The sequence below is a fragment of the Rubrivivax sp. JA1026 genome (assembly GCF_011065555.1).
Classification (GTDB): Bacteria; Pseudomonadota; Gammaproteobacteria; order Burkholderiales; family Burkholderiaceae_C; genus Rubrivivax; species Rubrivivax benzoatilyticus.
The window spans coordinates 107,727-127,056 of the sequence record NZ_JAALCQ010000005.1; the positions used below are offsets into that span (position 1 = coordinate 107,727).

19 protein-coding genes are annotated in these 19,330 nt (G+C 72.6%); 9 read left to right on the forward strand and 10 right to left on the reverse strand.

Annotated elements, in window-relative coordinates; translation table 11 throughout:
- The first annotated feature begins 11 nt into the window (after positions 1-11).
- From G5B56_RS10450 to G5B56_RS10465, 4 genes are read left to right on the forward strand one after another with little or no spacing between them, the layout of a single operon-like run.
- The gene (locus G5B56_RS10450; RefSeq protein ID WP_009856808.1) at positions 12-503 is read left to right on the forward strand and encodes a MarR family winged helix-turn-helix transcriptional regulator; all 492 of its coding nucleotides are present in this window, start codon (positions 12-14) and stop codon (positions 501-503) included.
- Entirely contained in the window at positions 500-1,933 is a 1,434-nt protein-coding gene (locus G5B56_RS10455; RefSeq protein ID WP_164963153.1) for an efflux transporter outer membrane subunit, read from the forward strand. Before G5B56_RS10450 ends, G5B56_RS10455 begins: the two co-directional genes overlap by 4 nt.
- 20 nt (positions 1,934-1,953) lie before the next feature.
- Positions 1,954-3,171, forward strand: a complete 1,218-nt coding sequence (locus G5B56_RS10460) for an HlyD family efflux transporter periplasmic adaptor subunit (protein ID WP_009856806.1) — start codon at positions 1,954-1,956, stop codon at positions 3,169-3,171.
- 1 nt (position 3,172) lies between these two features.
- Positions 3,173-4,792 carry a DHA2 family efflux MFS transporter permease subunit gene (locus tag G5B56_RS10465; protein WP_164963154.1) on the forward strand — a complete coding sequence of 540 codons (1,620 nt, stop codon included), beginning with the start codon at positions 3,173-3,175 and terminating at the stop codon, positions 4,790-4,792.
- Positions 4,793-4,805: 13 nt separating this feature from the next.
- On the opposite strand, the gene G5B56_RS10470 is transcribed toward G5B56_RS10465, so the two are convergent.
- Positions 4,806-5,015 carry a cysteine-rich CWC family protein gene (locus G5B56_RS10470; protein ID WP_009856804.1) on the reverse strand — a complete coding sequence of 70 codons (210 nt, stop codon included), beginning with the start codon at positions 5,013-5,015 and terminating at the stop codon, positions 4,806-4,808.
- Positions 5,012-5,980: a magnesium and cobalt transport protein CorA gene (locus G5B56_RS10475; RefSeq protein WP_009856803.1), complete on the reverse strand. Its 969-nt coding sequence runs from the start codon at positions 5,978-5,980 to the stop codon at positions 5,012-5,014. The genes G5B56_RS10470 and G5B56_RS10475 overlap by 4 nt, the downstream gene beginning before the upstream one ends.
- A 177-nt stretch (positions 5,981-6,157) precedes the next feature.
- Between G5B56_RS10475 and G5B56_RS10480 the strand changes: the two genes are divergently transcribed.
- On the forward strand, positions 6,158-6,493 hold the full coding sequence (locus G5B56_RS10480) for a ferrous iron transport protein A (protein ID WP_404947958.1): 336 nt from the start codon (positions 6,158-6,160) through the stop codon (positions 6,491-6,493).
- Positions 6,490-8,373, forward strand: a complete 1,884-nt coding sequence (locus G5B56_RS10485) for a ferrous iron transporter B (protein ID WP_009856801.1) — start codon at positions 6,490-6,492, stop codon at positions 8,371-8,373. The genes G5B56_RS10480 and G5B56_RS10485 overlap by 4 nt, the downstream gene beginning before the upstream one ends.
- Positions 8,374-8,529: 156 nt before the next feature.
- On the opposite strand, the gene ureG is transcribed toward G5B56_RS10485, so the two are convergent.
- The 8 genes from ureG to G5B56_RS10525 all read right to left on the reverse strand — a co-directional run bounded on the left by ureG (position 8,530) and on the right by G5B56_RS10525 (position 17,151).
- A complete protein-coding gene (gene ureG, locus G5B56_RS10490; protein WP_009856800.1) occupies positions 8,530-9,177 on the reverse strand; it encodes an urease accessory protein UreG in 648 nt (215 codons plus the stop codon).
- A 31-nt stretch (positions 9,178-9,208) separates the two neighbouring features.
- Entirely contained in the window at positions 9,209-9,973 is a 765-nt protein-coding gene (locus G5B56_RS10495) for an urease accessory protein UreF (RefSeq protein WP_240920691.1), read from the reverse strand.
- Positions 9,894-10,649: an urease accessory protein UreE gene (gene ureE / locus G5B56_RS10500; RefSeq protein WP_164963156.1), complete on the reverse strand. Its 756-nt coding sequence runs from the start codon at positions 10,647-10,649 to the stop codon at positions 9,894-9,896. Before ureE ends, G5B56_RS10495 begins: the two co-directional genes overlap by 80 nt.
- Positions 10,650-10,714: 65 nt before the next feature.
- Positions 10,715-12,442, reverse strand: coding sequence for an ATP-binding protein (locus tag G5B56_RS10505; protein ID WP_029718505.1), 1,728 nt, complete (start codon positions 12,440-12,442; stop codon positions 10,715-10,717).
- 145 nt (positions 12,443-12,587) lie between these two features.
- Positions 12,588-14,501 (reverse strand): aminodeoxychorismate synthase component I, encoded by a 1,914-nt coding sequence (gene pabB / locus G5B56_RS10510; RefSeq protein ID WP_240920692.1) that lies wholly within the window; start codon positions 14,499-14,501, stop codon positions 12,588-12,590.
- 121 nt (positions 14,502-14,622) lie between these two features.
- The gene (locus G5B56_RS10515) at positions 14,623-15,012 is read right to left on the reverse strand and encodes a 4a-hydroxytetrahydrobiopterin dehydratase (RefSeq protein WP_164963157.1); all 390 of its coding nucleotides are present in this window, start codon (positions 15,010-15,012) and stop codon (positions 14,623-14,625) included.
- A gap of 79 nt (positions 15,013-15,091) precedes the next feature.
- Positions 15,092-15,925 (reverse strand): phosphoenolpyruvate hydrolase family protein, encoded by an 834-nt coding sequence (locus G5B56_RS10520; RefSeq protein WP_164963158.1) that lies wholly within the window; start codon positions 15,923-15,925, stop codon positions 15,092-15,094.
- Positions 15,926-15,945: 20 nt separating this feature from the next.
- Entirely contained in the window at positions 15,946-17,151 is a 1,206-nt protein-coding gene (locus G5B56_RS10525) for a Tm-1-like ATP-binding domain-containing protein (RefSeq protein ID WP_164963159.1), read from the reverse strand.
- Positions 17,152-17,244: 93 nt separating this feature from the next.
- Here G5B56_RS10525 and G5B56_RS10530 point away from each other — a divergent pair, with 93 nt between their 5' ends.
- The 3 genes from G5B56_RS10530 (at position 17,245) to G5B56_RS10540 (ending at position 19,305) form a co-directional block, all read left to right on the forward strand.
- A complete protein-coding gene (locus G5B56_RS10530) occupies positions 17,245-17,928 on the forward strand; it encodes a TetR/AcrR family transcriptional regulator (RefSeq protein ID WP_164963160.1) in 684 nt (227 codons plus the stop codon).
- Positions 17,925-18,158 (forward strand): DUF1653 domain-containing protein, encoded by a 234-nt coding sequence (locus G5B56_RS10535; RefSeq protein WP_164963161.1) that lies wholly within the window; start codon positions 17,925-17,927, stop codon positions 18,156-18,158. Before G5B56_RS10530 ends, G5B56_RS10535 begins: the two co-directional genes overlap by 4 nt.
- A gap of 67 nt (positions 18,159-18,225) precedes the next feature.
- Positions 18,226-19,305, forward strand: coding sequence for a tartrate dehydrogenase (locus tag G5B56_RS10540; protein WP_009856792.1), 1,080 nt, complete (start codon positions 18,226-18,228; stop codon positions 19,303-19,305).
- The last annotated feature ends 25 nt before the right edge of the window (positions 19,306-19,330 follow it).

Consider the following 19,330-nt stretch of genomic DNA (forward strand, 5'->3'; position numbering starts at 1 on the left):
AGGGCATTGGATTGACTGCCAAACCAGCCAAGGCGTCGTTCTACAGCGGCGACAGCTACGACCCCGGCACCAGCGTCGGTTACCAGATCCTGCAGCTGGGCACGCTGATCCGGCGCGAGGTCGACCTGCGCATGGCCGAACACGGCCTGACCGATGCGCAGTGGAAGCCGCTGTTCATGCTGAGCATCGGCCGCGCCGAGACCGCGCACGAGCTGGCGCGTGTGCTCGACTGCGACGCCGGCGCGGTGACGCGCATGCTCGACCGGCTCGAGGCCAAGGGCCTGATCGAGCGTGTGCGCTCCGAGACCGACCGCCGCGTCGTGCACCTGCGCCTGACCGATGCCGGCCGGGCCGCGGCGGACATCGTCCCGCACGTGCTCGCCGACGCCCACAACGACCTGTTCGCCGGCTTCAGCCGCGACGAATGGATGCAGCTGCGCGAGCTCATCTCGCGCCTGATCGCCAACGCCAACCAGTTCGCCCCGGGGAGACCGGCCGCATGATCCGCTTCAAACCCGCCGCGGCCGCACTCGCCGCGGCGCTCGTCGCCGCCGGCTGCGCCAGCCCCGGCGAGCTGCCCGCCGCCCGCACCGTGTCCACCGCCGCCGCGGCCGGCGCCACCGGCACCGCGACGCCCTGGCCCGCCGAACGCTGGTGGGCCGGTTTCGGCGACACGACGCTCGACACCCTCGTCGAGCGTGCACTCGCCGGCCAGCCCAGCCTGCAGGTCGCCGCCGCCCGGCTGCGCCAGGCCGACGCCGCGGTCGGTGTCGCCTCGGCCGGCCGCCTGCCGCAGGTGCAGGGCACGCTCGACATGACGCGCCAGCGCTTCACCGAAAACGGCCCGTACCCGCCGCCGCTGGCCGGCTCGTACGAGTGGAACAACGGCGCGCAGATCGGTGCCAGCTGGGAGCTCGACCTGTTCGGCCGCCAGCGCGCGACGATCGCCGCCGCGCTCGGCCAGCGCCGCGCCGCCGAGGCCGAACTGCAGGCCGCGCGTGTGCTGCTCGCCGCCAACGTCGTCGCCGGCTACGTCAACCTCGGCCGTCTGGTCGAGAACCGCGAGGTCGCGCGCCAGTCGCTGGCCCAGCGCGAGCAGATCCTGGCGCTGGTGCGCCAGCGCATCGCCGCCGGCCTGGACACCACGGTCGAGCTGCGCCAGGCCGAGGGCCTGATCGCCCAGTCGCGTGTCGATCTGGAGGCGCTCGACGAATCGACCGCACGCGCCCGCCACGCGCTGGCCGAACTGACCGGCCAGGGCCCGAACGCGCTCGACGGGCTGTCGCCGGCGCTGGCGCCGCTGCGTTCGACGCCGCTGCCCGCCGGGCTGCCGGCCGACCTGCTGGGCCGTCGCGCCGACCTCGTCGCGCAGCGCTGGCGTGTCGAGTCGGCGATGCGCGAGGTCGACGTCGCCCGTGCGGCCTTCTACCCCAACGTCAGCCTGACCGCCTTCGCCGGCTTCTCCAGCCTCGGTCTGGACGACTTCCTGAAGGCCAGCTCGCGCAACCTGGGCATCGGCCCGGCGCTGTCGCTGCCGATCTTCGAGGGCGGCCGCCTGCGCGCCAACCTCGGCGCCAGGGCGGCCGAGGTCGACGCCGCGGTCGAGGGCTACAACGGCGCGCTGCTGCGCGCGCTGCGCGAGGTCGCCGACGAGGTCGCCGGGCTGCAGTCGCTGGAGCGCCAGCAGCGTGCCCAGGCCGAGGCCGGCGCCGCCGCCGACGCCGCCTACGCGCTGGCGATCCAGCGTTACCAGGCCGGGCTCGGCAACTTCCTCACCGTGCTCAACGCCCAGACCAACGTGCTCGCGCAGTCGCGCGCCGCCACCGACCTTAAGGCCCGCCACCTGGCCAGCGAAGTGGCGCTGACGCGTGCGCTCGGCGGCGGCTGGTCCGCCACCGCCGACACGCTGCCCGCGCCCGTCGCCTCCCGCTGAACCCCGAATCCGACCTCATCATGAGCGAACCGACTTCCACTCCCGCCGCCGCCGATCCGGGGGCCAAGCGCAAGCCTGCCCTGCTGGCCGCCACCGGCATCACGCTGGCCGCCGCCATCCTGTACGGCGGTTGGTGGCTGCTGACGCAGCGCCACCACGAGAGCACCGACAACGCCTACGTCCAGGGCCAGGTGGTGCAGATCACGCCGCAGGTCGCCGGCACCGTGCTCGCCGTGCTCGCCGACGACACCGACCTCGTCAAGGCCGGCCAGCCGCTGGTCCAGCTCGATCCCGCCGATGCCCGCCTGGCGCTGGCGCGTGCCGAGGCCCAGCTCGCGCAGACCGTGCGCGAGGTGCGCACGGTCTACGCGAACGACGCCACCTACGCTGCCAACGTGCGCCTGCGCGAGGCCGAGGTCGCGCGTGCCGAGGCCGAGGCCCGGCGTGCCGCCGACGACCTCGAGCGCCGCCGCCCCCTGCTGGCCAGCGGCGCCGTCGGTGGCGAGGAGATCAAACACGCCGAAACCACGCTGGCCTCGGCCAACAGTGCGCTGGCCGCCGCCCGCTCGGCGCTGGCTGCGGCGCAGGAGCAGGCCACCGCGAACCGCGCGCTGACCGAGGGCACGACGCCCGAGCAGCACCCGAACGTCGAACGTGCCGCCGCCGCGGTGCGCGAGGCCTGGCTGGCGTTGCAGCGCACCGAGCTGCCGGCGCCGATCACCGGCCAGGTGGCCCGGCGCTCGGTGCAGGTCGGCCAGCGGGTCGCGCCGGGCACGGCGCTGATGTCGGTGGTGCCGCTGGAGCAGGTCTGGGTCGAGGCCAACTTCAAGGAAGGCCAGCTGCGCGACATGCGCATCGGCCAGCCGGTGAAGCTGAGCGCCGACCTCTACGGCAGCCGCGTCGAGTACGAGGGCCGTGTCGCCGGCGTCGGTGCCGGCACCGGGGCCGCCTTCGCGCTGCTGCCGGCGCAGAACGCGACCGGCAACTGGATCAAGGTCGTGCAGCGTGTGCCGGTGCGCATCGAGCTCGACGCCCGGCAGTTGTCGGAGCACCCGCTGCGTGTCGGCCTGTCGATGGAGGCCAGCGTCGACACCGCCGACACGAACGGCGAGCCGGTGCTCGCCGCGGTGAAGCGCCCGACCAACCGCACCGCGGTCTTCGACGCCGCCGGCGAGGCCGCCGAGCGCCGCGTGCACGAGATCATCGCGCGCAACCTGGGTCGCCCGGCCAAGGGCTGAGATGAGCGCCACCACCGCTTCCGCGCCGGACGAAGGCCAGGCGCCGCGGCCGGCCGCACCGCCGCGGGCGCCGGCCTTTCCGCCGCTGCAGGGCGGCGCACGCATCGCCGGCACGCTGGCGCTGTCGCTGGCGACCTTCATGACGGTGCTCGACACCTCGATCGCCAACGTCTCGATCCCGGCGATCTCGGGTGACCTGGGCGTCAGCCCGCAGCAGGGCACCTGGGTCATCACCTCGTTCGGCGTCGCCAACGCGATCGCCGTGCCGCTGACCGGCTGGCTGACGCAGCGTTTCGGCCAGGTGCGGCTGTTCACCGCCAGCGTGCTGCTGTTCGTCATCGCGTCCTGGCTCTGCGGCCTGGCGCCGAACATCGAGTCGCTGATCGCCTTCCGCGTCTTCCAGGGGCTGGTGTCGGGGCCGATGATCCCGCTGTCGCAGACCCTGCTGCTGGCCAGCTACCCGCCGGCCAAGGCCGGCATGGCGATGGCCTTGTGGGCGATGACGACGATGGTCGCGCCGGTCGTCGGGCCGCTGCTTGGCGGCTGGCTCACCGACAACCTGTCCTGGCCCTGGATCTTCTACATCAACGTGCCGGTGGGGCTGTTCGCCGCGGCGCTGACCTGGTCGATCTACCGCACGCGCGACCCCGGGCCGCGCAAGGTGCCGGTCGACGCCATCGGCCTGGGGCTGCTGGTGCTGTGGGTCGGCGCGATGCAGATCATGGTCGACAAGGGCAAGGAGCTGGACTGGTTCGCGTCGACGGAGATCGTCGTGCTGGCGGTCGTGGCGGTGGTCGGTTTCCTGTTCTTCCTGGCCTGGGAGCTCACCGACCGGCACCCGATCGTCGACCTGCGGCTGTTCGGCCGGCGCAACTTCCTGTTCGGCACGACGGCGCTGTCGGTGGCCTACGGCGTGTTCTTCGGCAACGTCGTGCTGCTGCCGCTGTGGCTGCAGCAGTGGATGGGCTACACGGCGACCTGGGCCGGCATCGTGACGGCGCCGGTCGGCATCCTGGCGATCGCGCTGTCGCCGTGGGTCGGCAAGAACGTCGGCCGCATGGACCCGCGCAAGCTGGCCACCGTCGCCTTCCTCGGCTTCGGCCTGGTGCTGTGGATGCGCTCGTGGTTCAGCACCGAGGTCACGCCGGGCGTGATCCTGCTGCCGATCGTGCTGCAGGGCGCGGCGATGGCCTTCTTCTTCGTGCCGCTGCAGGCCATCATCTTCAGCGGCCTGAAGCCCGAGCAGATGCCGGCGGCTTCAGGCTTGTCGAACTTCGTGCGCATCACCGCGGGCGCGGTCGGCACCTCGCTGTTCACGACGCTGTGGGACCACCGCGCCTCGATGCACCATGCCCACCTCGTCGAGGCGATCAGCAGCGGCGCGCGCGACGCGACGACACAGCAGGTGCTGGCGCAGCTGGCCGCCGCCGGCCAGAGCGCCGAGCAGGCCGGCGCGACGCTGAACCGGCTCATCGACCAGCAGGCCTACACGATGGCCGTGACCGACGTGTTCTACCTGTCGGGGCTGCTGTTCGTGGCGCTGGTCGCGCTGATCTGGATGACCTCGCCGCGGCGCACGGCCGCGGGCGCCACCCCGGCCGACGCCGGGGGCGCGCACTGAACGCGGCGCGGACTCAGGTCCGCGCCGGCGCCTGCACCGGCGCGCCGGCAGCGATCGCGCGCAGGCAGTCCGGGCACAGGCAGCTCGGGTACAGCGACATCATCGTGCGCAGCGGCCGGGTGTCGAGCTTGACCTCGGTGCAGGCGCAGGGCCCGGGGCCGGCGATGCCGCAGTGGAAGGACGCACCACAGCGCGGGCAGGTGTCGGTCTTGTCCTGGTTCATAACCATCCCAGTTTCTTGAAGCGCCGGTACATCAGGGCACAGACGCTGCCGATGACGGCGAGTGCCGCCGGATAACCCCAGCGCCAGTCGAGCTCGGGCATGTACCTGAAGTTCATGCCCCAGACACCGACGAAGGCGGTGGCCACGGCGAAGATGCCGGCCCAGGCCGCCAGGCGCTTGGTGGTCTCGCTCTCCTCGATCGTCACCATCGACAGGTTGACCTGGATGGCGGTGGCCACCGTCTCGCGCAGCGCGTCGAGCGTGCCGTTGATGCGCATGAGGTGGTCCGAGACGTCGCGGAAGTACTCCTGCGTGCCGACGCAGGCCGCCGGCGTGCGGCCGCCGTGCAGGCGCAGCACCGGGTCGATCAACGGCAGCACCGCGTGGCGCAGCACTGCCAGTCGGCGCTTGACGTCGTAGAGCTGCTCGATGCTGCGGCGCGCCGCGCCGGGCTCGAAGATCTGCGTCTCGATGCCGTCGACGAGGTTCTCCAGCTCCTCGACCAGCGGGAAGTAGCGGTCGACCGCCGCGTCCAGCAGCGCGTAGAAGACGAAGCCCGGCCCTTGTGCCAGCAGCGCCGGCGCCTGCTCGCAGCGTGCGCGCACGCCGACGAAGCCCTGGGTGCCGCGGTTGCGCACCGAGACCACGTAGTTCGGCCCGGCGAAGATCGCCAGCTCGCCGACCTGCAGCTCGTCGGTGGGGCCGTACTCGACGAGGTGCACGACGGTGAACAGCATGTCCCCGTATTCCTCGATCTTCGGCCGCTGGTGGCCGTGGCGCGCGTCCTCGACGGCCAGCTCGTGCAGGCCGAACTCGCGCTGCATCGCGGCCAGTTCGTCGTCGCTGGCGTCGCGCAGCGCCACCCAGACCAGGGTGCCGGGTTCGGCGAGGTGCTCGCTGATCGCCTCGACCGCGATGTCGGCGAGCTTGACGCCTTGGCGGTAGGCGACGCAGTTGATCAGCATGGACGCTCGGGGCAGGGCACGCGGAAGTGTCGCACGGCCCGCGGCGCCGTCGAGAGTTCACGCTGGCCGCTGCTGGCAGCGGCTGGCCTTGACAACAGTCAGGCCGGCAGACGGTTTTGCTTGTGTCAGGGTTTTGCCTGGGCTCATAATGAGAAATATTCGCATTTGATGCCGATCATGGGCTTTGGCAACTTCTTCCGCACCCCCTCGCCGGCGCTGATGCCGGTGGCGAGTTCGCCGGCGCCGGCGAACGGTCCCGGCGCGTCGCCTGCGGCCCAGTCGCTGGACGCCGCGGCCACCGGCCTGCCGTGCCGCGTGCTGTCGGTGACGCCGCCGGCGCTGGCGCCCGACTGGGCGCGCTGGCTCGCCGAGATCGGCTTCCTGCCCGGTGAACGTGTCACCGTGACCACGCGCAGCGTCTGGGGCGGCGACCCGCTGGTCGTGCGCGTCGGCCAGTCGACCTTCGCGCTGCGCCGCGCCGAGGCCGCCTGCGTGCGCGTGGAGCCGCTATGAGCGGCTGCCACGAGACCGTCGTCCACTTCCATCCCGGCGGCCAGCTGGTCGCCCTCGTGGGCAACCCGAACTGCGGCAAGACGGCGCTGTTCAACCTGCTGACCGGCAGCCGCCAGAAGGTGGCCAACTACGCCGGCGTCACCGTCGAGCGCAAGGAAGGCCTGCTGCGCACCGCCGCCGGCAAGACGCTGCGTGTGCTCGACCTGCCCGGCGCCTACAGCCTGCACCCGCGTTCGCCCGACGAACGCGTGACGGTCGACGTGCTCTACGGCCGCGCCAAGGGCGAACGCCGTCCGGACGTCGTCGTCTGCGTCGTCGACGCGACCAACCTGCGCCGCAACCTGCGCCTGGTGCTCGCGGTGCAGCGCCTGGGCCTGCCGTGCATCGTCGCGCTGAACATGGCCGACATGGCCGCGCGCCGCGGCATCACGGTCGACGCCGAGGCGCTGTCGCGCGAACTCGGCGTGCCGGTCGTGCCGACGGTCGGCATCAAGGCCGACGGCGATCGCGCGCTGCGCGCGCTGCTCGAGGACAAGAGCCTGTGGCGTGCGCCGCAGAAGGCGCACGACACGCTGCATCTCGACGGCGATCACCACACCGTGCAGGGCATCCTCGAGCGCCTGGACCTCGACAAGGCGATGCCCGAGACCGGCAGCGACCGCATCGACCGCGTCGTGCTGCATCCGGTGGCCGGCCCGGCGATCCTGGCCTTGCTGCTGTTCCTCGTCTTCCAGGCGGTGTTCGCCTGGGCCGAGGCGCCGATGGGCTGGATCGAGGAAGCCACGGCGGCCGCCGGCGAGGCCGTCGGCGGCTTCATCCCCGAGGGCGTGCTGCACAGCTTCGTCGTCGACGGCCTGATCGCCGGCCTGGGCGGCGTCGTCGTCTTCCTGCCGCAGATCCTGATCCTGTTCTTCTTCATCCTGCTGCTGGAGGAGTCGGGCTACCTGCCGCGTGCGGCCTTCCTGCTCGACCGCCTGATGGGCGGCGTCGGGCTGTCGGGGCGTTCGTTCATCCCGCTGCTGTCGAGCTTCGCCTGCGCGATCCCCGGCATCATGGCCACGCGCACCATTGCCGACCCGCGCGACCGCATCGTCACCATCCTGCTGGCGCCGATGATGACCTGCTCGGCGCGGCTGCCGGTCTACGCGCTGCTGATCGCGGCCTTCATCCCGGCGCGCCAGGTGGCCGGCGGGCTGGAGTTGCAGGGGCTGGTGCTGTTCGCGCTCTACATGGCGGGCATCGCGGGCGCCTTCGCGATCGCCTGGGTGCTCAAGCGTTTCGGCAGCGGCAAGAGCCAGGTGCGCACGCTGATGATGGAGCTGCCGGCCTACCACTGGCCGACGGTGCGCTCGGTGGCGCTGGGCCTGTGGCAGCGCGCGACGATCTTCCTGCGCCGCGTCGGCGGCGTGATCCTGGTGCTGACCATCGTGCTGTGGGCGCTGTCGAGCTTCCCGGCGCCGCCCGAAGGCGCGACGCAGCCGGCCATCGAGTACAGCCTCGCCGGCCGCATCGGCCAGGCGCTGGCCGTCGTCTTCGCGCCGATCGGCTTCAACTGGCAGATCAGCATCGCGCTGGTGCCGGCGATGGGCGCACGCGAAGTCGCGGTTGCGGCGCTGGCCACGGTCTACGCCGTCGGCGACGCCGGCGACGAAGCCGGCAGCGCGCTGGCGCCGCTGCTGGCGCAGGACTGGTCGATGGCCACCGCGCTGGCGCTGATGGCCTGGTTCGTCTTCGCGCCGCAGTGCCTGTCGACGCTGGCGACGATCAAGCGCGAGACTGGCGGCTGGAAGTGGCCGCTGGTCACGGCCGGCTACCTGTTCGTGCTGGCCTACGTGGCGGCCTTCGTCACCTACCGCGTGGCGCTGGCGTTCGGGCTCTGAGGTCTGCCGGCCTGGGGTCAGGTCTCTCGAGACCTGACCCCTTTTTGCGTGTGCAGCCTGGGCAGCCTGGGGTCAGGTCTCTCGAGACCTGACCCCGTTTTGCGCGTTGTGCGCGCCAGACCTGACCTCGTCGTTGTGCGTCCGCACGCCGCCGGCTCAGCCCTTCAGCATCCCCTTGCGCTCGATGAACTCGACGACCTCGGCCAGGCCGTCGAGCGTCTTCAGGTTCGTCATCACGAAGGGTTTCGTGCCGCGCATGCGGCGCGTGTCCTCGGCCATCACCTCCAGCGAGGCGCCGACGTGCGGCGCGAGGTCGGTCTTGTTGATGACGAAAAGGTCGCTCTTGGTGATGCCGGGGCCGCCCTTGCGCGGGATCTTCTCGCCGGCCGCGACGTCGATGACGTAGATCGTCAGGTCCGACAGCTCGGGGCTGAAGGTCGCGGCGAGGTTGTCGCCGCCGGACTCGATGAACACGATGTCGGCGTCGGGGAACTTCTCCAGCAGCCGGTCCACCGCTTCGAGGTTGATCGACGCGTCCTCGCGGATCGCGGTGTGCGGGCAGCCGCCGGTCTCGACGCCGACGATGCGCTCCGGGTCCAGCGCGCCGGCCACGGTCAGCAGGCGCTGGTCTTCCTTGGTGTAGATGTCGTTGGTGACGACGACGAGGTCCCAGCGCTCGCGCATCGTCTTGCAGAGCATCTCGAGCAGCGTCGTCTTGCCCGAGCCGACCGGCCCGCCGACGCCGACCCGCAGCGGCGGCAGCCGGCGCGTGCGGCCGGGGATGGAATGAAGCGTGTGGGTCATGCCGCAGATCATGCAGCAACCGTGCCCGCGCTCAGGACCTGAACAGCCGCGAGTACTGCGCCTCGTGCCGCGCCGACAGCACCGCCAGCATCGGCGCGAAGGCGACGCGGCCGGCGGCGTCGGCGGCCAGCGCACGGTCGGCGGCCGCCGGAAGCGCCGCGGCCAGCGCGGCGAGGATGCGCTGCGCCGCGGCCTGGCCCAGCGGCACGGCCTTCATCGCCGCCTGCACCAGGTTCTCGGCCCAGCCGAAGCCGAAGGCCAGCAGCGCCTCGCGTTCGGGCGCGTCGGCCAGCACCGCGGCGAGCGCGAAGCCGACCGGCCAGGTCGGTGCCGGCGGCAGCGCGGCCAGCGTGGCGATGCGTGCATCGCCGGCCTGTTCGCCGTTCTTCAGCCACTCGACCAGCGAGCGCCCCATCTGCTCGGCCTGCAGCCGGAACTCGGCGCTTTCGCGGCTGGCCTGCACCCAGTCGTTGAGCTCGCGCACACGCGCCGCGTCGCCGTCGCGCCACGCGCGCATCGCCTGCACCAGCGCGGGGCCGTCGGCACGCGCCAGCGTCAGCTCCAGCTGCGCCAGCAGCCAGTCGCGTGCACCGGCCTCGCCCTGCAGCCGGCCGGCGTCGACGGCCGCCTCCAGGCCTTCGGAGTAGCTGAAGCCGCCGACCGGCAGCGCCGGCGAGGCCAGCCAGATCAGCCGCAGCAGCGTCGGGGCCTGCACCTCAGCGGTGGCCGTGGTGGCCGCCGCCGCAGCCGCCGTGCCCGCCGCAACCGCCGTGGCCACCGCAGCCGCCGTGGGCATGCCCGTGGCCTGCCGCCGGCGCGTGTGCCGGGCCGTGGTCGTGCCCGTGATCGTGGCCGCAGCCGCTGCCATGATCGTGACCGTGGTCGTGCCCGCAGGCCGCCGCGTGCGCCGGCGCCGCGGCCTTGGCGTGGTGGTGCTCGTGGCCGTGATCGTGGCCGCAGCCGCCGGTCGCGTGGTCGTGGCCGCAGCCTTCGTGCGTGTGGCCGTGGGCGTGTTGATGGCCGTGCCCGTCCGCGGCATAGGCCCCGCCTTCGGGCTCGAACGGCTCGTGCGCCTCGGCGACGTCCAGCCCCATGCGGCGCAGCATCTCGGCGAGCACGTGGTCGGGTTCGAGCTTCAGGTGCTCGTGGCGCAGTTCCAGCGCGACGTGGCGGTTGCCCAGGTGGTAGGCGGCGCGCATCAGCTCGAACGGCGCGGCGGCGCGCACGACGAGCACCGGCTGCGCCGCCGCGCCCACGCGCACCAGCGAGCCGTCCTCGGCGACGAGCACGTCGCCGCCGCGCACCACGCTGCCGCGCGGCAGGAAGACACCGAGCATACGCCCGGCGCTGTCGGTGGCGTCGAAGCGGCTCTTCTGCCGCGTGTCCCAGTCCAGCTCGACGGCCGGGGCGCGTTTGAGCAGCGCACCGGCGAGGCCGCGGCCCTGGGGAATGATCTTGTTGACGGTGAGCATCGGGGGCAATCCAGTACGGGGCGGCCAGGCCGCCCGGAGACACGCAGTCTAGCCCCCGCCGGCCGTCAGGCCGGCTGCGCCAGCGTGCTGTCCTCGGGCTCGGGCAGCGTGAAGCGGAAGGCCGCGCCAGCGCCCGGCGCGCCGTCGGCCCAGACCCGCCCGCCGTGGCGCCGCACCACGCGCGCCACCGTCGCCAGGCCGACGCCGGTGCCCGGGAACTCGCGGCTGCTGTGCAGACGCTGGAAGGGCTGGAACAGGCGGTGCGCGTGCGCGGCGTCGAAGCCGGCGCCGTTGTCGCGCACGATGAAGATGCGCTCGCCGTTGAAGACCTCGGACGTCACCTCGACCACCGGCTCCTCGGCGCGCGAGCTGTACTTCCAGGCGTTGGCCAGCAGGTTGTGAAGCGCGATGCGCAGCAGCCCCGGGTCGCCGACGACGCTCATTTCCGGCTCGACACGCAGCTCGACGTGGTACTCCGGATCGGCGTCGGCGAGCTCGGCGGCGATCTCCCAGGCCATCGCGCTCAGGTCGACGGGCTGCGGCTCGAGCGTGCGCCGGCCGACGCCCGACAGCGTCAGCAGGTCCTCGGTCAGCCGCACCATGTTCGCGACGCTGTTCTCGGCGTGATGGAGGATGTCCAGCGCCGCCTCGGGCAGCGTCTTGCCGTGTTTGTGGCGCAGCAGCTGCATCACGCCGTGGATGCCGTGCAGCGGCCCGCGCAGGTCGTGCGAGGCCGAGTAGGTGAAGGCGCGCAGCTCCTCGTTGGCGTGCTCGAGCTCGGCGGTGCGCTCGCGCACCTTGTGCTCCAGCGTCTCGCGGTGCCGGCGCTCGGCCTCGGCGCTGCGGCGGATCTGCGCCAGCGCCGCCCACAGCAGCAACGTCAGCGCGGCGACGACGCCGGCCACGCCGAAGGCCAGCGTCAGCACCCGCTGGCGCCACGGCGCGAGCAGCGGATGCAGGTCCTGGCCGATGCCCACCAGCAGCGCCGGCTGCCCGATCTCGCGATAGGTCAGCAGGCGCTCGACACCGTCGATCGCGCTGGCCGCCTGCAAGGTCACCGGGCCGGCCAGCGGCCTGGGCGCGCTGAACACCGGCGACAGCGTGGACATGTCCAGCCCGGGGCGCATCGACGCGTACTGCGGGTAGCGCAGCAGCAGCAGGCCGTCGGCGCGTGTCAGCACCAGGCTGTGCGCCGGCGACAGCTCCAGCTCGCGGTAGAAGCGCTCGAAGTGTTCGCTGTCGAGCATCGCGACGGCGACCCCCAGCACCGTGCCGTCGCCGCCGACGATGCGCCGGGTCACCGGGATCACCGGTGCGGCGGCATCGCCCAGCGGCGGGCCGACGTGCAGGCGTTCGTCGCTGGCCCGCAGCGTGGCGGACAGCGTCGCGCGCAGCGCGGCCGCGTCACGCAGCACGTCGTCGTCGCCGCTGGCGCCCTGCAGCTCGAGTTCGGGGCCGTAGATCGCCAGCCAGCGCGCCTGCGGCAGCAGCGCCCGCTTGCGTGCCAGCTCGCGCGGCAGGCCGTCGATCTCACGCCGCGCCAGCGCGTCGGTCGCGATCGTCTGCAGGATCACGTCGACGGCGCCGACGCTGCGGCGGACATGCTCCTCGAGTGCGCGCGTCAGGGTCGCGGCCTGTTCGGTGGCGCTGTCGATGCGGTCCCGCCGCTCCTCGCGCCCGTAGAGGATGGCTGCCGTGCAGACCAGCAGCACCATCAGGAGAAAAGCCGCCATGAGGCTCTGTTCGAGCCGGCGGTGGAAGAGATCCCGCGCAGCGGCGGGGGAGTCGTTCATGGGCCTGCCTGTTCCGCGCGGTACTGCCTGGTCGCGCCGTCGATCTTCCCCGGCAGAGGGGTGCCATCAGCGGCCGGGATTCTGCCCGGCCGGCCGGAAGTCTAGCGAGCGCAAGGGGGGGTTGCCGAGCGGATCAGGCGGGATTTCAGCGGTCGAAGTTCACGCGCAGGCCGCTGGCCGCGGGCGAGGCCAGCGAGCCCGCTCCGGCCGGTGCCGCAGCGGGGTCGACGAAACCGGCCACCGGCAGCACGCCGCGCAGCGCGTTGCAGACGACGAGGGCTTCGGCGCGTTCGACGTCGGCGCGGGTCAGCGGCCGCTCGACGGCGTCCCAGGCCGGGTCGGCCAGCAGCGCGGCCCGCTGCACGCCGGCCAGCGCGCCGTCGGCCAGTGGCGGCGTGCACCAGCGGCCGTCGATCTTGGCGAACAGCGTGCAACGCCCGCCTTCGACGACGTGGCCGTCGGCGTTGCAGAACAGCGTGTCGAAGGCGCCGGCGGCTTCGGCGGCGCGCACGCCGGCGTCGTAGAGCGCACGCTCGGTGGTCTTGTGCGCGGCCAGCGGGCGCGGGCCGGGCAGCGGCGCCTCGGCCCAGCGCAGCCGCACCGGGCCGGGTGGCAACGGTGCCAGCGGCGCGCGCACGATCGTCAGGCGGCCGTCGTGCGCCAGCGTCAGCCGCAGGCGCTGCGGCCCGCCCGTGCCGGCGGCCGCGGCGGCCTGCAGCGCGCGCCGCGCCGCGGCGGCGTCGAGGGCGAAGCCCAGCGCGGCGGCGCTGGCCGACAGGCGCGCGAGGTGGCGCTCCAGCAGCGGCAAACGCCCGCCGGCTTCGGCGCGCACGGTCTCGATCAGCTCGAAACCCGGGTCCAGCCCGGTGAGGAAACGGGCCTTCAGCCGGCACTCGTCGTGTTCGTCGTCGGCGCGGCTGTCCTGCACGATGCCGGCGCCGACCCCCAGCGTCAGCGTGCGCGTGCCGTCGGCCGCGGGGGCCGCCAGCGTCAGCGTGCGGATCGCGACCGACCAGCACAGGTCACCGAGCACACGCCCGGGCGGTGGCGCGTCGACCCAGCCGATGGCGCCGCAGTACAGGCCGCGCGGCGTGCTCTCCAGCGCGGCGATCAGGTCCATCGTGTGCAGCTTGGGCGCGCCGGTGATCGAGCCGCAGGGGAAGATCGCACGCAGCAGCGCCGCCGGCCCGATGTCGGGCCGCAGCCGCGCCTGCACCGTCGAGGTCATCTGGAACACCGTCGCGTAGGGCTCGACCGAGAACAGCGCCGGCACCTGGACCGAGCCGATCTCGGCGACGCGGCCGAGGTCGTTGCGCAGCAGGTCGACGATCATCAGGTTCTCGGCGCGGTTCTTGACGTCCAGCGACAGCCGCCGCGCCGTGTCGCGGTCGCCTTCGGGCGCGCCGGTGCGCGGCGCCGTGCCCTTCATCGGCCGCGCGGTGACGACACCGGCCTCGTGGCGCACGAAGAGCTCGGGCGAACACGACAGCAGATGTGTCGCCGGCCCGCCCGGCGGCAGCACGACGTAGGCGCCGTAGGCCACCGGCTGGCGCTCGCGCAAGGCGCGGTACAGCGCCACCGGCGCGCCCCAGGCGCGGCCGTGCAGGCGCAAGCTGTAGTTGACCTGGTAGGTCTCGCCGGCGGCGATGGCCTCGTGGATGCGGGCGATCGCGGCGTGGAACTCGTCGCGCGTGACGCTGGGCTCGAGCGCACCGACGCCGGCCGCGTCGCCGGCGCCGGGCTGGGCCGTGAGCCAGGCGTCGGCCTGCTCGCGCGACAGGCGCTCCAGGCGGCGGAACATCAGCACCCGCAGGCTGGACCCGTCGTCGGCGGCCAGCCGCGCCGTGCCGGCACGCTGCAGCTTGGCGCCCCACTCGTAGTCGGCCAGCAGCAGCGCGTGCAGCCCGGCGCGCTGGTCGGCTGCGACGGCGTCCCAGGTCGTGTCCAGCGCCGCCGGGTCGGTGCAGCGGTGCTCGTGCACGAAGCCGGTGTAGAGCCGGCTCGTCGGCGACGCCGGCGTGGCGTCGCGGTCGTCGAGCAGGGCGCAGGGGAGGCTCATCGTGGGGGCAGGTACGGGCTCGGGTGTTCGTCGACCGACGGCGTGTCGTGACGCCCGCCGGCAGCGGCGACTCGTGGTCGCGTGGCGCGAGAGTGTGCCGTGCCCGGCACGCGGGCCGGCTTCAGTCGTGTTCGAGGTACTTGAAACGCGGGTCGTCGGGCGTGCCTTCGAACACCGGGTCGGCGTCGCGCCCGGGCTGCCACATCAGCACCTCGTCGATCTTCTTCGCCAGCGCGAAGTCCTTCTCGGTGATGCCCTGGGCGTCGTGCGTCTGCAGCTTCACCGTGACCGAGGCGTAGGACACCGTCAGGTCGGGGTGGTGCCAGGCGGCTTCGGCGAGGTGGCCGACGGTGTTGACGACCATCAGCGTGCCTTTCCAGCCGGCCGTCCTGTACGTGCGGCGGATCCAGCCGTCCTCGTGCTGCCAGACCGGCAGCTCGTCCTTCAGCCGGGCCTCGATCTCGTCGGCGGCGAAGGGCTCGTTCGCCGGTTTCCTGCGCCAGGTGCTCATCGTGCGTCCTCCCCGCCCCGGGGCAGGGCGGCCGGGCGCGACGATGGCACGAGGCCGGCGCCCGTGTGGGCGCCGAGGTTTATGCGCGCTGGATCGCCTTGAACTTCTTCGTCTGCTCGACGAGCGCACCTTCGACCGGCAGGCGTTCCATGCTGGAGGCGCCGTAGAAGCCGTTGACCTCGGGGCAGTGGTCGAGGATGAACTGCGCGTCCTCGGGCTGGGCGATCGGGCCGCCGTGGCAGAGCACGATGATGTCGGGCTTCACGCGCCGCGCGGCCTCGGCCCAGGCGTTGATGCGCGGCACGCAGTCGGCCAGCGTCAGCGCGGTTTCGGCGCCGATCGCGCCGCCGGTCGTCAGCCCCATGTGCGGCACGAGGATGTCGGCGCCGGCACGCGCCATGTCGGCGGCGCTGGTCTCGTCGAAGACGTAGGGCGTGGTCAGCAGGTCGAGCTCGGCCGCGGCGCGGATCATGTCGACCTCCAGGCCGTAGCCCATGCCGGTCTCTTCGAGGTTGGCGCGGAAGCTGCCGTCGATCAGGCCGACCGTCGGGAAGTTCTGCACGCCGGAGAAGCCGACGGCGATCAGCTGCTGCAGGAAGTGATCGCGCAGCATGAACGGGTCGGTGCCGTTGACGCCGGCCAGCACCGGCGTGCGGCGCACCATCGGCAGCACCTCCTTGGCCATGTCGAGCACGATCTCGTTGGCGTTGCCGTAGGCCAGCAGGCCGGCCAGCGAACCGCGCCCGGCCATGCGGTAGCGGCCCGAGTTGTAGATGACGATGAGGTCGATGCCGCCGGCCTCCTCGCCCTTGGCCGACAGGCCGGTGCCGGCGCCGCCGCCGATGATGGGTTCGCCGCGCGCGATCTTGGCGCGGAACGTGTCGAGGATCTGCTGGCGGGGAATGCGTGCCATCGTGTTCTCCTGCGCCGGCCTCAGCCGGCGATCTCCTTGAAGGCTTCGACCAGCAGGCGGGCGAAGCTCGGGTCGTTGATGTGCAGCGGGCTGCGGATCAGCCGGCGCTTGTCGGTGGCCTGGAACTCCTGCTCGATCGTGTCGAACAGCGCCGCGTCGGCGGCCGGGTCCCAGAACGGCAGGCCTTGCGCGTCGAGCATCGAGACGCCGCCTTCGGGCAGGAAGAAACGCACCGGCCCGTCCATGCGGTTGAGCTTGGCGGCGATGAAACGGCCCATCGCGACGTTCTCGTCGACGCTGGTGCGCATCAGCGTGACGTTGGCGTTGTGCTTGTAGAGATTGCGCTGGCGGTAGCGCTCGGGCACGGTGTCGATGGCGCCGAAGTTCACCATGTCCAGCGCGCCGCAGGAGCCGACGTAGGGCACGCGGCTGCGTGCGATGGCGTCGAAACGCTCGGGCCCGGCGCTGAAGACGCCGCCCATCAGCTCGTCGGCGACCTCGGTCGTCGTCGCGTCGATGACGCCGGCCAGCAGGTGCGAGTCGGCGAGCTTCTCCATCGACTGGCCGCCGGTGCCGGTGGCGTGGAACACCAGGCAGTCGTAGTCGGGCTCCAGCAGCGCGGTCATCGCCTGCACGCAGGGCGTCGTGACGCCGAACATCGTCAGCCCGATCGCCGGCTTCGTCGACGTGAACTCGGCGCGCTCGCGCACCATGCCACCCATCGCGTGCGCGGCGTTGGCCAGCACACGCTGGCTGATGCGGTTGAGGCCCTGCACGTCGGTGACCGAATACATCATGCAGATGTCGCTGGGGCCGACGTAGGGCCGCACGTCGCCCGAGGCGACGGTGCTGACCATCAGCTTGGGCACGCCGACCGGCAAGGCGCGCATCGCCGGCGTCGCCAGCGCGGTGGCGCCCGAGCCGCCGGCCGACAGCAGCCCGGCGACGTCGTCGCGGCCGCGCACCCAGTGCTCGAAGGCCTGCGCCATCGCGATCACCGCGCTGCCGCGGTCGCCGGTGAAGACTGCCGCCGCGCCTTGCGGGTGGCAGGCCGCCACCTCTTCGGCCGTGACGTCGACGCCGGCGCCGCGGCCCTGCGTCGAGAGATCCACGGTGCGCGTGGCCACGCCCATCGCGGCCAGGCAGTCGCGCAGGAAGACGAGTTCACGCGCCTTGGTGTCGAAAGTGCCGGCGACGACGGCGTAGCGGGGGGCGGTCGGGTCCATGCTGCTCCTCGGGAATGGAGACGTCAGGCTGAAAATGAGACGAGTGTCTCACCTCGCGACCTGTGTTGCAATCCGCGCCAACCCGAGCCCGAGATGCCCAAGACGACCCGCCCCGCGCTGCCCGCCCCGCCGCCCACCGTGGAGATCGAAGGTGGCATCCGCGGCGCGACGCGGCGCCTGCTGCTCGACGCGGCGATGGCGCTGATCCGCGAGGGCCAGGTGCCGACGCTGCCCGAGGTGGCGCGCCGCGCCGAGGTCTCGCGCGCGACGGCCTACCGCTACTTCCCCAGCCGCAGCGCGCTGATCACCGCGGTGATCGACGTCTCGCTCGGGCCGCTGCGCAGCTTCGATTCGGACGAGCCCGACGGCCGCCGCCGCGTCGCCGAACTGTTCGCCTCGACCTTCCCGCGTTTTCGCGAGTTCGAGCCGCAGATGCGGGCCGCGGTGCAGCTCTCGCTGGAGCACTGGGCGCTGGAACGCGCCGGCCGGCTGAAGGAGGAACCCTACCGCCGCGGCCACCGCGTCGGCATCCTCGCGCACGCGATCGAGCCGCTGGCCGCCGAACTGCCCGAGGCCTCGCTGGCGCGGCTGCACCGCGCGCTGTCGGTGCTCTACGGCATCGAGGCGCGGGTCGTGCTGAAGGACTTGTGGGGCGCGTCGGACGCCGAAGTCGACGCCACCGTCGGCTGGATGGCCGAGGCGCTGGTCGACGCCTCGCTGCGCGAGACCGCCGCCGCCGCGTCCAAGGCCGGCAAGACACGGAAGACCGCCCGATGAACGACGCACTGCCGCCGCTGCCGACGATCGCCCTCGGCCGCTGGCGCCACTACAAGGGCGGCGAGTACGAGGTGCTGGGCGTCGTGCGCCACAGCGAGACGCTGCAGCCGCTGGTGCTGTACCGGCCGATCTACACCAGCGCCGACACCTGGGTGCGGCCGTTCGAGATGTTCGCCGAGACCGTCGTCGTCGACGGCCGCGTACGCCCGCGTTTCGAGCGCGTCGGCTGAAACCCGCCCCGGCACACGCCGGCCGGCCGCCGATTAGCATGGCCGCCCCGACCGACGAGGCCCCCAGATGAGCCGCCCCTACCGCATCGCGCTGATCCCCGGAGACGGGATCGGCAAGGAAGTCGCCCCCGAAGGCCTGCGCGCCGTGCGCCGCGCGGCCGAACGTTTCGGCCTGGCGCTGGAGTTCACCGAGATCGGTTGGGCGAGCTGCGACTACTACCGGCAGCACGGCACGATGATGCCGGACGACTGGAAGCAGCAACTGGCCGGCATGGACGCGATCTATTTCGGCGCCGTCGGCTGGCCGGCGACGGTGCCGGACAACGTCTCGCTGTGGGGCAGCCTGCTGAAGTTCCGCCGCGAGTTCGACCAGTACGTCAACCTGCGCCCGGTGCGCCTGTTCGACGGCGTGCCCTGTCCGCTGGCCGGCCGCAAGCCGGGCGACCTGGACTACCTGATCGTGCGCGAGAACACCGAGGGCGAGTACACCAACCTCGGCGGCACGATGTTCGCCGGCACCGAGCGCGAGATCGTCATCCAGGAGTCGGTCTTCAGCCGCCACGGCACCGACCGCGTGCTGAAGTTCGCCTTCGAGCTGGCGGCCTCGCGCGCTCGCCGGCACCTGACGGTGGCGACGAAGAGCAACGGCGTCGCGATCAGCATGCCCTGGTGGGACTCGCGTGCCGACGAGATGGCGAAGGCCTACCCGCAGGTCGCCGTCGACAAGCAGCACATCGACATCCTGAGCGCGCGTTTCGTGCTGCAGCCGCAGCGTTTCGACGTCGTCGTCGCGAGCAACCTGTTCGGCGACATCCTGTCCGACCTGGGCCCGGCGACCGCCGGCACGATCGGCCTGGCGCCGTCGGCCAACCTGAACCCCGAGCGCCGTTTCCCGTCGCTGTTCGAGCCGGTGCACGGCTCGGCGCCCGACATCTACGGCCGCAACGTCGCCAACCCGATCGCGATGATCTGGTCGGGCGCGCTGATGCTGGACTTCCTGACCGGCGGCCAGGGCGCCGGCCGCGCCGCCCACGACGCCATCGTGCGCGCCATCGAAACCGTGCTGCGCGAAGGCCCGCGCACGCCCGACCTGGGCGGCAGCGCCAGCACCACCGAGCTCGGCGAGGCGGTGGCGGCGCTGATCTGAGCCGCTCCTTCGGGGGATCGTTTCC

Bases quoted from the DNA above. Each gene is read 5' to 3' on its own strand.
- pabB (WP_240920692.1), bottom strand. From the start codon at position 14,501: ATGAGCCTCCCCTGCGCCCTGCTCGACGACCGCGACGCCACGCCGGCG.
- G5B56_RS10515 (WP_164963157.1), bottom strand. From the start codon at position 15,012: ATGAGCACCTGGCGCAGGAAACCGGCGAACGAGCCCTTCGCCGCCGAC.
- G5B56_RS10525 (WP_164963159.1), bottom strand. From the start codon at position 17,151: ATGGACCCGACCGCCCCCCGCTACGCCGTCGTCGCCGGCACTTTCGAC.
- G5B56_RS10535 (WP_164963161.1), top strand. From the start codon at position 17,925: ATGAACGACGCACTGCCGCCGCTGCCGACGATCGCCCTCGGCCGCTGG.
- G5B56_RS10475 (WP_009856803.1), bottom strand. From the start codon at position 5,980: ATGCTGATCAACTGCGTCGCCTACCGCCAAGGCGTCAAGCTCGCCGAC.
- G5B56_RS10485 (WP_009856801.1), top strand. From the start codon at position 6,490: ATGAGCGGCTGCCACGAGACCGTCGTCCACTTCCATCCCGGCGGCCAG.
- G5B56_RS10455 (WP_164963153.1), top strand. From the start codon at position 500: ATGATCCGCTTCAAACCCGCCGCGGCCGCACTCGCCGCGGCGCTCGTC.
- G5B56_RS10470 (WP_009856804.1), bottom strand. From the start codon at position 5,015: ATGAACCAGGACAAGACCGACACCTGCCCGCGCTGTGGTGCGTCCTTC.
- G5B56_RS10530 (WP_164963160.1), top strand. From the start codon at position 17,245: ATGCCCAAGACGACCCGCCCCGCGCTGCCCGCCCCGCCGCCCACCGTG.
- G5B56_RS10480 (WP_404947958.1), top strand. From the start codon at position 6,158: ATGGGCTTTGGCAACTTCTTCCGCACCCCCTCGCCGGCGCTGATGCCG.
- G5B56_RS10505 (WP_029718505.1), bottom strand. From the start codon at position 12,442: ATGAACGACTCCCCCGCCGCTGCGCGGGATCTCTTCCACCGCCGGCTC.
- G5B56_RS10520 (WP_164963158.1), bottom strand. From the start codon at position 15,925: ATGGCACGCATTCCCCGCCAGCAGATCCTCGACACGTTCCGCGCCAAG.
- G5B56_RS10460 (WP_009856806.1), top strand. From the start codon at position 1,954: ATGAGCGAACCGACTTCCACTCCCGCCGCCGCCGATCCGGGGGCCAAG.
- G5B56_RS10465 (WP_164963154.1), top strand. From the start codon at position 3,173: ATGAGCGCCACCACCGCTTCCGCGCCGGACGAAGGCCAGGCGCCGCGG.
- G5B56_RS10495 (WP_240920691.1), bottom strand. From the start codon at position 9,973: ATGCCCACGGCGGCTGCGGTGGCCACGGCGGTTGCGGCGGGCACGGCG.
- G5B56_RS10540 (WP_009856792.1), top strand. From the start codon at position 18,226: ATGAGCCGCCCCTACCGCATCGCGCTGATCCCCGGAGACGGGATCGGC.
- ureE (WP_164963156.1), bottom strand. From the start codon at position 10,649: ATGCTCACCGTCAACAAGATCATTCCCCAGGGCCGCGGCCTCGCCGGT.
- ureG (WP_009856800.1), bottom strand. From the start codon at position 9,177: ATGACCCACACGCTTCATTCCATCCCCGGCCGCACGCGCCGGCTGCCG.